We start from the raw sequence: 13,409 nt of genomic DNA on the forward strand, positions 1-13,409 counted from the left end.
ATTAATGGATAAAAAACTAAAATACATTAAAATAGCATACACGATAATATTTACAATTATTGTTTTATACATTGTAAGAAATAATTTTATATCGCCTAACCATATATTTAAATACAAGATTTTTTTGAGTATTGGACAAAAATTTAAAAATGTTCTTTTTGGATTAGTAGTATTTTTTATTTCTACAATCTCATACTATTTAATTGATGATCAATTTGATATTAAAAATGCTAAAAAATATTGGATTTTAGAATCATTAAGAAAATTCATATGGATTAAAGGGATAGAATCAATAGTTACAGATGGTAATGAATATAAAATTCAAAAGTTAAATAAAAACATTTCCAATTTTATAGCTTTATCATTGATTAGTATATTTACAATATTTTTTATGAAACCAGAGTGGACATTATTTCTAATTTATTTAGTTATTTTAGTTATTTTCATTTGTGTGATTTACCTAAAAAACAAATGTCCTTATTATTTAGATTGTGTTTTAACTGATAAAATCAGTTTGAAAAGAAAAATACTATCAATATCTTACGAGTTATTTGTTAGTATATGCAATATTTTACTTTTTGTTTTTGTAATAAAACAATTTACAAATGTTAACTACTCAAACTTAATATTAATTTATTGCGTTTCAAATGTTTTTGGACAAGTAAGCTTGATGCAAGATGGATTTATTGTATCTGACCTAATACAGATACATTTATTGTGCAGATTAATTGAGCCGAAAGCAGCAATAATAGCTATCTTGATTTATAGATTAGTATACAGTATTATTCCATGGATATTATCATTAATTATGATACTAAAAAGAATATACGACAATTACAATACCGATTATAAAAATAAACAATTTGCATTTAATATTTTATCAATTTTCACACTTATTGTTGGTTTGATTTTATGCTTAAGCGTTGCTACTCCATCGGTTTTGATGAGAATTAAAATATTAAAACGATTTGTAAAAAAAGATGTGTTAATGCTAGCGAGGTTTTTAACTCTTACTTCTGGTGGGCTATTAATTTTGTTATCACAAGGAATAAAGAAATCAGTAAAAAAATCTTTTTATATTGCTGAAGCTGTAATTGTAATTTCAGTAATATCTACACTTTTAAAGGGATTAGACATAGAAGAATCAATCATAACTTTATTACTAGGTGTCCTATTATATATAATGAAGGATGGCTTTACAGAAAAAGCTATAAAATTTAGGGCAAAATACTTTTTGAATACTATCGTAAAATTATCAGTTGTAACAATAGCTTTCGTTTTTATTAGTAACACAGTTAATAAGGTAAACTTTTTTACATCAAATAGAAAATATTCATTAAACTATCTAAGCGAAAATAAGAAATTTATTCTTTTATACGTTTTATTTGTTTTGATATTGTCATATCTTGCACAATATACTAGAACTCAAAAATTAACTTTTACTAAGTTATCAGATAAGGATTTCGAAAGGATAGATGAATTCTTAAATGAATATGGTGGAAATGAGTTTAGTCATCTAATATATCTTAATGATAAAAACGTATATTTTGATAAAACAAACACAGTTATGATAATGTATAGACCTGTAAGAAACAGTGTTATTGTATTAGGGGATCCTATAGGAAACAAAGAAAATTTTGTTGAAGCAATTGATGATTTCATAATTTATTGCAATGAATATCACATGAATGTTTGTTTTTATGAAATAAACGGAGAGAATCTGGAATTGTATTGTGATCAAGGCTTTAGATTTGTAAAAGTTGGACAAGATGCAACATTAGATTTGACGCAATTTTCATTAGTTGGAAAAAAAAATAGGACTTGGAGACATGTTTTAAACAATTTTGACAAAGGAAATTATGAATTTAAAGTTCAGGAACCTACAAAAGAATTAATATCTGAAATGAAAGTTGTTTCCGACAATTGGCTTGGAAATAAAAATGAAATGGGATTCAGCTTAGGATTTTTTGACATTGATTATCTAAAAAGAACGAAAATTGCATGTATTTATCGAGAAGAAAAACTTCTTGCTTTTGCAAATCTTCAACCTTTTTACGATAATAAAACTCTATCTATAGATTTGATGCGATATGATAAATCAAATGAAGATGGATTGATGGACTTTATTTTTATAAAGTTGATATTATGGGGACAAGAAAATAATTACGAAAAATTCTATCTTGGAATGGCTCCACTATCTAAAGTAGGAGATAAGATTTATTCTAAAAAGAAAGAAAAAGTTTTGAATATTGTTTACAATACGCAAAATAAAATATATAATTTTAAAGGTTTAAGAAATTATAAAGACAAGTTTAAGCCAAGTTGGTCGAATAAATATATAGCTTATACTTCCGATTTTAATTTACCTTACATTTTAATTAATGTTGTAAATTCGAAGAAAAAATAGTTGACAAATTATACGAGATAGTATACAATATTTAATGTTGATAAGTAGAGATATCCGCTCTCACCTTATAATTTCGAATTCATAAGGTTAAAATTTAATTTGATTATTAATTTTTGGCGGGTATTTTTACCCGCCATTATTTTTTTGGAGGTGAATAATATAAAAGATTTAATGATTAATGAGGAGATAAGATCTTCAAAAGTTAGATTAATCGATGATGAAGGTGAGCAAATAGGTGTTATATCTATCAAAGAAGCTTTGAAAATGGCTGAAGATAAACATTTAGATTTGGTAAATGTAGCTCCGAATGCTAAACCACCTGTATGCAAAATATTAGATTATGGTAAATATAAATATGATGCATTAAAAAAAGAAAAAGAAGCAAAGAAAAATCAAAAAGTAATAAATGTAAAAGAAATTAGACTTTCTCCAAATATTGAAAAGCATGATTTAGAAGTTAAGGCTAATCAAGCTTCCAAGTTTTTAAGTAATGAAAATAGAGTAAAAGTTTCTGTTAGATTTAGAGGTAGAGAACTTGGACATAAAGATTTGGGAAAAGAAGTTCTTGATAAATTCTATGAATTAACAAAAGACGTAGGACAAATAGAAAAAAAACCTTCCATGGAAGGAAGAATGATGATAATGTTTATGGGTCCTTTGACTGATAAAGATAATTAGAGGGGGAAAATAATATGCCAAAAATGAAGACACATAGAGGTTCTGCTAAAAGATTTAGAAGAACTGGTACAGGTAAGTTAAGAAGATATAAAGCTTATGCAAGTCACTTAACAGGTAAGAAATCTGCAAAGAGAATTAGAAACTTAAGAAAAGGCACAACAGTTAGCGATGCAGATATGAGAAGAATCGATAAAATGATTCCTTAATCAGAGGGGGAAATATAAATGGCTAGAATTAAACGTGGTACAAATAATAAAAGAAGACACAAAAAAGTATTAAAACAAGCTAAAGGATATTACGGCTCAAAACATACATTATTCAAAACTGCTAACCAAGCTGTAATGAAATCATTAGCATATTCATATGTTGGAAGAAAAAGAAGAAAAAGAGATTTCAGAAAATTATGGATTGCTAGAATTAATGCAGCTACAAGAATGCATGATTTAAGCTACAGCAAATTCATGCATGGTTTAAAAGTAGCAGGAGTTGATTTGAATAGAAAAGTTCTTGCAGATATGGCTGTTAGAGACGAAAAAGAATTTGCTAAATTAGTTGAATTAGCAAAAAATAATTTATAAAATGAAAAGCTTAAGTTGATGTGAATCATACTTAAGCTTTTTTTAGTATATTGTCTATTTCGTTTTCATTTGAAGTTATAAGTTTTAATTTTTTATCACGAGTTAGCTTTTTTGTTTTTATTTCTAATTTTAACGCGTTACTTTTATTATCAACTTTTTTTATAAAGACATATTTTACTGGAAGTCTTGACCTTGTATACTTACTAGCTTTACCATTGTTGTGCATTTGGATTCTTTTTGAAAAATCATTAGTAATACCTGTATATAAGCTATTGTCAGCGCACTCTAAAATATATAAATAATACATTAAAACATACCACTTACTTGTTTTGCGACATCATAATTGAAACCTTTTTGAAGCAAGAAAGTAATTATTTTGTTTTTTAATTCATATCCTTGATATTTTTCTTTCCAGATATTTATTTTAGTTTCTACTGCCTCAGTCGCTTTATCAAACTCCATATTATATCCAAACACCTCATCTAAGTAATCTTGGTAGACTCTCTTGTCTATCCCTTTAAGGTAGAGGTCGTTAATTATTCTTTTTTTACTGTAGTTTGTAAGATTAATTTTATCGTTAATGAATACTTTGGCATAGTTAACATCATCAATTAAATCTAGAGTTTTTAATTTATCTAAGACATCTGCGATAATTTCATAGCTGAAATTTTTAGATTTCAGTTTTGTAACTACTTCTTTTTCGGTTCTTAATTTATAAGATAAAAAATTAAGGCTGATTTCAAAAGCTTCACTAAATTTTGAAATTTCTAGAAGATTAGAATACAATTTTTCATCTATTATCATTTCATTTTGTATTTTCAACTTTTCAAAATCTCTATAACTTAATAAAAAAACTTCTTTTGTATCAGTCTCAATTATAAACTTATCTTTTTTATCATTGAACTCAATATGTTTAATTATCATTTTATTGCATATTCATAATTACATTTAGTATAAATGGAGCGACCATCATTGCCACTAGAATAATAGCTATAACTTGAGCTAATTTTTGTTTTTTCATAAAATTCACCTCTATGATATTTTAACACAAAAACATATATTTGCATATTTTAAAATAATGCTATAATATATTTATAAAAATGGAGGTAATTATGGCTGATTTAAAATTTGAAATAATAGAAAGATTAGGAGTTTTATCAACTAAGGCAAATAATTGGAACAAGGAATTAAATATTGTAAAATGGTCTGATTATGATGCAAAATACGATATTAGAGAGTGGAATCCAGATCATACAAGAATGAGTAAAGGTCTTACATTTACTGAAGAAGAGCTTAGAGTTTTACATGCTTTAATAGAAGATGAATTAAATCAATTAGATTCAGAAAAGTAGGATATATTTTGAAATTCATACATTCAGCTGATTTTCACTTAGGCATGAAATTTGAAAAATCTGCAATTCCACAATCAATGTCTAAAATTAGAAGACAAAGAATATGGTCATCTGTTGAAAGATTAATTAAATATAGCATTGATGAAAATGTCGATTATATTTTTTTGTCGGGAGATTTGTATAATTTGGAAAATTTCAGTCTAAGTGATATGAATCGATTAATTGATTTATTTTCTAGGACAAATTCTCAAATTTGTGTTATAGGTGGCAATCATGATCCCATATATAAAGATAATTTATGGGATATGGCAAATGCTAGTGAGAATCTTAATGTATTCAGAAAGGATTCACTTGAGAAAATAGAGTTTGATGATATGGATGTTTATGGGATAAGTTACAATAAAAACAATTACGATTTTATGAATATTTTTGAGGATTTGAAATTAGATAAATTAAAAACAAATGTATTAATGATTCATTCTGATTTGTTATCTTATAACAGTAACTACATGTTTTTTGATCAAGAAAAAGTAAATAATTTAGGGTTTGATTACGTAGCTCTTGGTCATATTCACAAACCAACAATATTCAATGACAAATTTGTGTATCCTGGTTCAATTGAACCTTTGAGTTTTAAAGAAAAAGGAATGCATGGAGCTGTTATTGGTAGTATTATCGATAACAGACTTGACATCGATTTTTTAGATTGCTCAGAATCTAATTTTAACGAATTTGACTATAATATATCAGATAAATTTAGTTATTATGATTTGGTAAGTTTGTTATCCAAAAATTTAGTAGATGGTAAGAAAAACTTTATAAGAATTAATCTAAATGGACAACTAGAAGATGGATTTGATTTGGATATAGGTTCATTAAAAGAAAGTTTGAGTAAGTATTGTGAACATGTAGAAATAGTTGACAACACAGAATCAAATTTAAATTTGGATAAAATCTATGAATTTAATAGAAATAATGTTCTAGGTTATTTTATAGAAGAAACTAAAAACTTGAATCAGGATGATCCTGTTGTTAAAAGAGCCATCAATTTAGGAATTAATTGTTTAATGGAGAATAAACTATGAAAATTATTAGATTAGATTTGATCTCATTTGGAAGATTTAATAATTACACAATAGAATTAGAAGACAAATTTAATCTGATTTATGGGTTAAATGAGTCGGGAAAGACTACTATATCAAAATTTATTGAAGGCGTTTTTTATGGTTTCGTTAAACCTTATTTAAAAAGAACTGTATATACAGAAGATTATGAAAAATACCGACCATGGAACAATGAAAACTATGAGGGAAGTATCTTAGTAGAAAAAGACGGTAAGAGATATGTGATTTATCGTAATTTTAAAGAAAAATACTTTAATATTTTTAACGAAACTACTGGAAATAATGAGACTAATTTAGACGATTACAATCCGGACAACTTATCATTTCCTGGTGAGTATTTTTTTAAAATGCCTTCAGATATTTTTAAATCAACTGTTTTTTCTAATTTAAAAGAATTAGATGTCGAAAATAAGAATATAACTTCTATTGTAGATATGCTCTTAAATTCATCTAACAGTCAGAATGATACAGTTTCATTTAAACAAGCTTTGGTTAAATTAGAAAAAATGAAATCAAATATTGGCACAAAACAATCTAAGACAAAAGCGATGGGAAGTTTGTACCAAAATAAACTTGATTTAGAAGATGAAATTAAGAATATAAATAAAGAAAAAAAAGAGTACGAAGATTGTCTAGCTAAATTAAACGAATATAAAATTCGACACGAAAAACTACTTTTAAATAAAGAAAAACTGGAAAATTTGCATAAACAAAATGATTTAGAAAAAATTGAAGATGCAAAAAACTATAAAATGCAAATTTTGAAGGAAAAAGCAAGTTTGTTAGATAGAGTATCATCAATTAGTTATATAAATGAAATCGAAGAAGATGATGTCAACGAATTAGAAGAGCAGAATCAATTTTTGGACGCAAATAGAATTAGATTTAATGATTTATCAAAGCAAAAAAAATTAATAGGACAGGATTATTACCAGTTAAAGGCAAAAATTAGCAATTATCAAACTATAAAAGATTATATATTTGAAATTAATGATTTGAATGAAAAATCTAAAGCAAATTCTAAATTGAAAATTAAATTAACAATTATTGGAATTATTTCTGCTTTAATTATCGCTGGAGTCATTTATATATTAGCAGGGTCTAGTAAAATTGTTATTACTCCTATTTTATTTGTTTTTTACTATATTTTATTATCATTAATTTTAAAATTCAAGACAATATCTTATAATCGTCAATTAAATAAAATTTTGCAAAAAGTTAATCAAATTACTAATATGAGGTATGAGAGTTTAACTGATGTTATTAACGATTTTAAATACGATACAGATATGGATAGAAGTGTTAATTATTTAAATAATCTTGAAGAAAAACTAAATGATATAGATTCTGAATTGGACTCTATATTATATGAAGATGAAAATTGTAAGAGTAAAATCAACAATATATTATCATCTTCGGGAAAGTTGAAGAATATAGATGTTGAAGACTACAGAAGAAAAAAAATAGAATACGAACAATTGATAAGTAGAATATCAGATAAAGATGATCAACTAAAAAAAATATCAAGTGAGTATGATTTCAGTATTTTATTAAACGATTTTCATGATAAAACTATACAATTTGACGAGAATGAAATAAAAGATATTAACGTACTTGACCATGAGATTGATGAATCTATTAAAGAAAATGCGAAATTATTTGAAAGAACGAAAATGCTTGAAAATTCTGTGAATCTTTTACTTGAGAAAGAAGAAAAATTATTAGATATAAACGAGCAAATAGAAAATTATGAAAAAGAGATTGAATCTATAGAACTAGCTATGGATTTGATTAATAAAAGTATAAATAAGTTACACAAGAATTTCATTCCTAGAATCAACAAAAAAGTATCTGAAATGATGGCTTATTCGACTAAAGATAGGGATAGGTTCAGAGTTGATGAAAACTTAGATGTCAGTGTTTATGATGGTGTTAAATTCTACGAACAAAAATATTTAAGTTCTGGAACATTTGATTTGTTGTCTATATTTATTAGAATTAGTGTTCTTGAAGAATTAATGGGACTTGATTATTTAATGATTCTAGATGATTGTTTTGTTCAATTAGATGATGTAAGATATAAGAAGTGTCTGGATCTTTTATTCAAAATATCAAATAATAGTCAAGTTATACTTTTTTCTTGTCAAAAAAGAGATGAACAATTATTGAATGAACTAGACATAATATATAAGAAAATTGAGTTATAATAAATATGATTTATGCGATAGGTGATTTACATCTGGATTATACTAAAAAAAAGTCCATGGATGTTTTTGGAAATAATTGGGAAAATTATGAAGAGAAGATATTTAAAAACTTAGATCAATTAAATGAAGATGATATTATACTTGTTCCTGGAGATATTTCATGGGCAATGCAATTAGATGAAGCTTTTGTGGATTTAAGAAGAATTGATGAAATGCCAGGCAAAAAAATACTAACTCGTGGTAATCATGATTATTGGTGGTCGGGGATAAGTAAACTTAGGAATTTAGATTTGAAATCTATATTATTTATTCAAAATGATTCACTTGATTTAGATAAATTTAATATATGTGGATCGCGTGGATGGCTAGATCCAACTAGTAAAGAAGCGACAGAAAATGATAAAAAGATTTTTCAAAGAGAAATACTAAGAGTTAATATGAGTTTAGAAAGTGTAAAAAATAATAAGGATATTATTATGATGTTGCATTATCCACCATTTGACATAAATAAACAACCCAATGAATTATTTAATTGTCTAAGAAAATTCAACGTGACAGATTTGGTTTATGGTCACTTACATGGATACGGACATACTAATGTAGTTGAAGGGTTAATAGATGGAATAAATGTACATTGTGTATCTTCTGATTACATAGATTTTAAAGCTAAAAAAATAAGGAAATAAGATGGAAAAAGAATTAGAGTGTAAGATATTCACTGATGATTTTAATGGTTTAATGGAAAAAGCAATTGATTTGGGAGCTGTAATGATAGCTCATGAAATTCAAGAAAATATTTTAATTGAATCTGATGATTTTGATTTAATTGAAAACACAGATTATCTTAGGATTAGAATTTCAGAAGATATATACAATAACAAAAAAACTAAATATCTTACTTATAAAAAGAAAATTAATGATACAAATGTTAGGCATTATGATGAATATACTATAAAATTTGATAATGAAGAAAATTTGAAACAAATATTAAAATTTGTTAAATTAGATAAGCAGTCTTCATCAAAAAAGGAAAGAAAATCTTTTTTGTTTATGGATGCGAGACTGGACTTTGATCGTTGGGATGAGGATTTTTATCCATATCCATATTTAGAGATAGAAGTTAAAAATGAAGAACATTTAGAAAATGTATTAAATAAACTAGAAATTAGAAAACATCAAGTATCGACAGAATCTATAAGCGATTTAAGATCTAAATTACAAAAAGATTAACAGAAAGGATAGACTTTAAATGGCAAATAAAAAGCTAGTAGTCGTGGAATCTCCAACAAAAGCGAAAACAATTCAAAAAATGTTAGGATCAGGTTATAAAGTTGTAGCTACAATTGGTCATTTAAGAGATTTACCGAAAAGCAAATTAGGAATAGATATTGAGAATGATTTTGAACCACAGTATATTAATGTTAGAGGTAAAGCTAGTGTAATCAACGCTCTAAAAAAGGACTATAAAAATTCTCAAAAAATATTTTTGGCAACCGACCCTGATAGAGAGGGAGAGGCTATTTCTTGGCATTTATGCTATCTATTAGGTATAAATCCTGAGGAAAAAAATAGGGTAAAATTTCAAGAAATAACAAAAGATTCTGTAAAAGAAGCTATTAAAAAACCTGAAGCTCTCGATCTTAAGTTGGTAGATGCACAACAAGCAAGAAGAGTATTAGATAGAATAGTAGGTTATAGCATATCCCCACTATTATGGAAGAAAGTTAAATCTGGACTTAGCGCAGGTAGAGTACAATCAGTAGCGTTAAGACTTATATGTGAAAGAGAAAAAGAAATAAGAGAATTTGAACCAGAAGAATACTGGTCAATTCATGCAAACTTATCAAAGAATAGTCTAGAATTTGATTCAGAACTTTACTATTCTCCAAAAGATAAATCCAATAAAATAAATATTAATAATGAGGATGAAGCTAATAAAATATTAGAAGAATTGTCTGACAAATTTATTGTGGAATCTATTAAACAACAAAAAAAATCTAGAAAACCATATGCACCATTTACGACATCAACTCTTCAACAAGAAGCTTATAAAAAGTTGTATTTTCAAACTTCTAAAACAATGAGAATTGCTCAACAATTATATGAAGGAATTAGCTTAGGAAGTGAAGGTTCTGTAGGTTTGATAACTTATATGAGAACTGATTCAACAAGAATATCTCATGTATGTGTCAATGATTGCTTAAGTATTATTAATGAACTTTATGGGAAACAATACGCTACGAAAGGATATGATTATTCCAAAAAGAAAAAAGGATCCCAAGATGCACATGAGGGAATAAGACCTTCTTCTGTAACAAGAAGGCCTAACGAAATTAAAAAGTATTTGACAGATGATCAGTACAAATTATATAAATTGATTTGGGAAAGAACAGTTGCAAGTCAAATGAAAGATGCGAAATATTTATCTACATCGATAGATTTTGATAATAATGGATATACTTTTAGATCGAATGGAAATGTAGTAATCTTTGATGGATTTACAAGAGTTTATTCGCTAAACACTAAAGATAGTGAGTTACCAGAATTAGAAGAAAAAGAAAGTTTAAATTCAAGAAAGATAGAGTCAAAACAACATTTTACTAAACCAAAACCACGATATACAGAAGCTAGCTTGGTAAAAACTCTTGAAGAAGATGGAATAGGAAGGCCAAGCACTTATGCATCAATTATAAGTAGTATTTTATCCAGAAATTATGTAGAATTAAAAGAAAAAAAATTCTATACTACAGAAATTGGAGAAAAAGTTTGTAAATTCGTAGTTCAATATTTTGATTCAATTATCAATGAAAAATTTACGGCTGAAATGGAGAATGAATTAGATAATATTGCAGAAAATGATGTTGAGTGGAAAAAAGTAATTAGAGATTTTTATGATGGATTTAATGAAGATTTAATTAAAGCAAAAAATGCTCAAGATAAATTCAAAGTTAAAGATGAGCCTATAGGTCGTAAATGTCCTGAATGTGGAAGTGATTTGGTAATAAAACATGGAAGAAATGGAAAATTTATTGGCTGCAGTGCTTTTCCTGATTGCAAATATACTGAAACTATTGTAAAAGATACTAAAGTAAAATGCCCAAAATGTGGTCACAGAATAATAGAAAAAGTTTCTAAAAGAGGTAAAGTTTTTTATGGATGTGAAAATTATCCAAATTGCGACTTCGCTTTATGGGATAAGCCTACAGGTGAGAAATGTCCTGAATGTGGTAGTTTACTAGTTCATAGAAAAAATAGGCATGGAGAATCCATTATTTGTTCTAATGAAAAATGTGATTATAAAAAGCTTGAAAAATAAAAACATATATGATATACTTTGAAAGTAAAACACACAGTCGATGATACCAATACAGTTGCTTAATTGTCGTATTTGTAGATGAGTCGTCTGGAGGAAAAAACGGAGGTAGAAAAAATGTCAGTAGTATCAATGAAATCATTGTTAGAAGCTGGGGTTCACTTTGGTCATCAAACAAGAAGATGGAACCCAAAAATGTCAAAATTTATATTTACAGAAAGAAATGGAATCTATATTATAGATCTTCAAAAAACTGTAAAACAAATTGATGATGCTTACAATTATGTAAGAGACATCGTTGCAGATGGTGGAGAAGTTCTTTTCGTAGGAACAAAAAAACAAGCTCAAGAAGCTATCGAAACTGAAGCAAAAAGATGTGGACAACATTATGTAAGCCAAAGATGGTTAGGTGGTATGTTAACAAACTACAAAACTATCAAAACAAGAATTAATAGACTTCACCAATTATATGAAATGGAAGAAGATGGAACATTCGATCTTTTACCTAAAAAAGAAGTTAGCCAATTAGAAAGAGAAAGAGAAAAACTAGAAAAAAACCTTGGTGGTATTAGAAAAATGACTAAAATGCCAAGTGTATTATTCGTAGTTGATCCTAAAAAAGAATACATTGCTGTTCACGAAGCAAAAATATTGGGAATACCAGTTGTAGGTATAGTAGATACTAACTGTGATCCAGATGAATTGGACATAGCTATTCCTGGTAATGATGATGCAATTAGAGCAGTTAAACTATTAACTTCTACAATTGCTGATGCTGTTATTGAAGCAAATCAAGGTCGTGAAGATTCAGAAGAAGTTTATTCTGAAACTGAAAATGATACAGAAGAATCTGAAACAGAAGAATCAGTATCAGAAGAAGATTTAAAAGAATTTGTTGAAAATTCTGAAGAACAATCAGACGAAGAATAATAAAAAATAAGCGACGGTTAAACTTAAAATTAAATAATTGTTTGACAGTCGCTTTTTAATTCAATTGGAGGTAATAAAATGGCACAAATTACTGCTAGTATGGTAAAAGAATTAAGAGAAAAAACTGGCGCAGGAATGATGGACTGTAAGAAAGTCCTAACTGAAGCAGATGGAAATATTGAAAAAGCAATTGACCTTTTAAGAGAAAAAGGACTTGCTGGAGCAGAAAAAAAAGCTGGAAGATTAGCATCTGAAGGTATTGTTGAAACTTATATTCACGGCGGAAAAATTGCTGCTATTGTTGAAATCAATAGTGAAACAGATTTCGTTGCTAAAAATGAAGAATTCAAGAACTTTGCTAAAGATATTGCTATGCAAGTTGTAGCATCAAATCCAAAATACATTAGTCGTGAAGAAGTTCCTGCAGAAGAAGTAGAAAAAGAAAAAGAAGTATTAATTCACCAAGCATTAAATGAAAATGATGGTAAGAATGTTCCTGAAGATAAGGCAAAAATGATAGCAGAAAAAAAAGTTGAAGGAAGAATTAATAAATTTTATTCTCAAATTTGCTTATTAGAACAACCATTTATTAAAGATCCTAACAAATCTGTTGAACAATTATTAACAGATTTAATTGCCAAAATCGGTGAAAATATTAAAATACGTAGATTTGCTAGATTTGAAGTTGGCGAAGGTTTAGAAAAGAAAAACGAAGATTTTGCTGAAGAAGTAAAAAAACAAATGGGTCAATAAAAATTATTGCTGCAATTTCTATATTGCAGCTTTTTTTATTTTACATAGTATCATATTGATTTTAAAA

General features: G+C 26.9%; 14 protein-coding genes and 1 other annotated feature. Of the genes, 12 read left to right on the forward strand and 2 right to left on the reverse strand.

The genetic code is table 11. The features are described 5' to 3' along the window. The first annotated feature begins 4 nt into the window (after positions 1 to 4). The 4 genes from mprF to rplT all read left to right on the forward strand — a co-directional run bounded on the left by mprF (position 5) and on the right by rplT (position 3,663). Positions 5 to 2,407 (forward strand): bifunctional lysylphosphatidylglycerol flippase/synthetase MprF, encoded by a 2,403-nt coding sequence (gene mprF, locus ACLUJM_RS00270; protein ID WP_412411829.1) that lies wholly within the window; start codon positions 5 to 7, stop codon positions 2,405 to 2,407. Positions 2,408 to 2,443: 36 nt separating this feature from the next. Further along, positions 2,444 to 2,555, forward strand: a sequence feature (ribosomal protein L20 leader region). Positions 2,556 to 2,578: 23 nt separating this feature from the next. Then, complete coding sequence (gene infC, locus ACLUJM_RS00275) at positions 2,579 to 3,085, forward strand: translation initiation factor IF-3 (RefSeq protein ID WP_294685309.1); 507 nt, start codon at positions 2,579 to 2,581, stop codon at positions 3,083 to 3,085. A gap of 14 nt (positions 3,086 to 3,099) precedes the next feature. Next, on the forward strand, positions 3,100 to 3,291 hold the full coding sequence (gene rpmI / locus ACLUJM_RS00280; protein WP_002836329.1) for a 50S ribosomal protein L35: 192 nt from the start codon (positions 3,100 to 3,102) through the stop codon (positions 3,289 to 3,291). 18 nt (positions 3,292 to 3,309) lie between these two features. Next, a complete protein-coding gene (gene rplT / locus ACLUJM_RS00285) occupies positions 3,310 to 3,663 on the forward strand; it encodes a 50S ribosomal protein L20 (protein ID WP_294685308.1) in 354 nt (117 codons plus the stop codon). 31 nt (positions 3,664 to 3,694) lie between these two features. Here rplT and ACLUJM_RS00290 read toward each other — a convergent pair whose 3' ends face one another. Together ACLUJM_RS00290 and ACLUJM_RS00295 are read right to left on the reverse strand one after the other, a co-directional pair. Next, the gene (locus ACLUJM_RS00290) at positions 3,695 to 3,970 is read right to left on the reverse strand and encodes a GIY-YIG nuclease family protein (RefSeq protein WP_412411830.1); all 276 of its coding nucleotides are present in this window, start codon (positions 3,968 to 3,970) and stop codon (positions 3,695 to 3,697) included. After that, positions 3,970 to 4,587, reverse strand: coding sequence for a regulatory protein RecX (locus tag ACLUJM_RS00295; RefSeq protein WP_294685421.1), 618 nt, complete (start codon positions 4,585 to 4,587; stop codon positions 3,970 to 3,972). Before ACLUJM_RS00295 ends, ACLUJM_RS00290 begins: the two co-directional genes overlap by 1 nt. 188 nt (positions 4,588 to 4,775) lie before the next feature. Here ACLUJM_RS00295 and ACLUJM_RS00300 point away from each other — a divergent pair, with 188 nt between their 5' ends. From ACLUJM_RS00300 to tsf, 8 genes are all read left to right on the forward strand, one after another. Next, a complete protein-coding gene (locus ACLUJM_RS00300; protein WP_294685422.1) occupies positions 4,776 to 5,015 on the forward strand; it encodes a YdbC family protein in 240 nt (79 codons plus the stop codon). An 8-nt stretch (positions 5,016 to 5,023) separates the two neighbouring features. Continuing rightward, positions 5,024 to 6,100 carry a metallophosphoesterase family protein gene (locus tag ACLUJM_RS00305; protein WP_412411831.1) on the forward strand — a complete coding sequence of 359 codons (1,077 nt, stop codon included), beginning with the start codon at positions 5,024 to 5,026 and terminating at the stop codon, positions 6,098 to 6,100. Next, positions 6,097 to 8,346, forward strand: a complete 2,250-nt coding sequence (locus ACLUJM_RS00310; protein ID WP_412411832.1) for an ATP-binding protein — start codon at positions 6,097 to 6,099, stop codon at positions 8,344 to 8,346. Before ACLUJM_RS00305 ends, ACLUJM_RS00310 begins: the two co-directional genes overlap by 4 nt. Positions 8,347 to 8,351: 5 nt before the next feature. Beyond that, positions 8,352 to 9,032 carry a metallophosphoesterase gene (locus ACLUJM_RS00315; RefSeq protein ID WP_412411833.1) on the forward strand — a complete coding sequence of 227 codons (681 nt, stop codon included), beginning with the start codon at positions 8,352 to 8,354 and terminating at the stop codon, positions 9,030 to 9,032. A 1-nt stretch (position 9,033) separates the two neighbouring features. Then, positions 9,034 to 9,576: a class IV adenylate cyclase gene (locus ACLUJM_RS00320; protein WP_412411834.1), complete on the forward strand. Its 543-nt coding sequence runs from the start codon at positions 9,034 to 9,036 to the stop codon at positions 9,574 to 9,576. Positions 9,577 to 9,595: 19 nt separating this feature from the next. Further along, on the forward strand, positions 9,596 to 11,662 hold the full coding sequence (gene topA, locus ACLUJM_RS00325) for a type I DNA topoisomerase (RefSeq protein WP_412411835.1): 2,067 nt from the start codon (positions 9,596 to 9,598) through the stop codon (positions 11,660 to 11,662). A 114-nt stretch (positions 11,663 to 11,776) separates the two neighbouring features. Continuing rightward, positions 11,777 to 12,589 (forward strand): 30S ribosomal protein S2, encoded by an 813-nt coding sequence (gene rpsB, locus ACLUJM_RS00330; protein ID WP_294684675.1) that lies wholly within the window; start codon positions 11,777 to 11,779, stop codon positions 12,587 to 12,589. Between the two features lie 78 nt (positions 12,590 to 12,667). Beyond that, the gene (gene tsf / locus ACLUJM_RS00335) at positions 12,668 to 13,342 is read left to right on the forward strand and encodes a translation elongation factor Ts (protein ID WP_412411836.1); all 675 of its coding nucleotides are present in this window, start codon (positions 12,668 to 12,670) and stop codon (positions 13,340 to 13,342) included. Positions 13,343 to 13,409: the final 67 nt, after the last annotated feature.

The sequence above is a fragment of the Finegoldia sp. genome (genome assembly GCF_046991905.1).
Classification (GTDB): domain Bacteria; phylum Bacillota; class Clostridia; order Tissierellales; family Peptoniphilaceae; genus Finegoldia.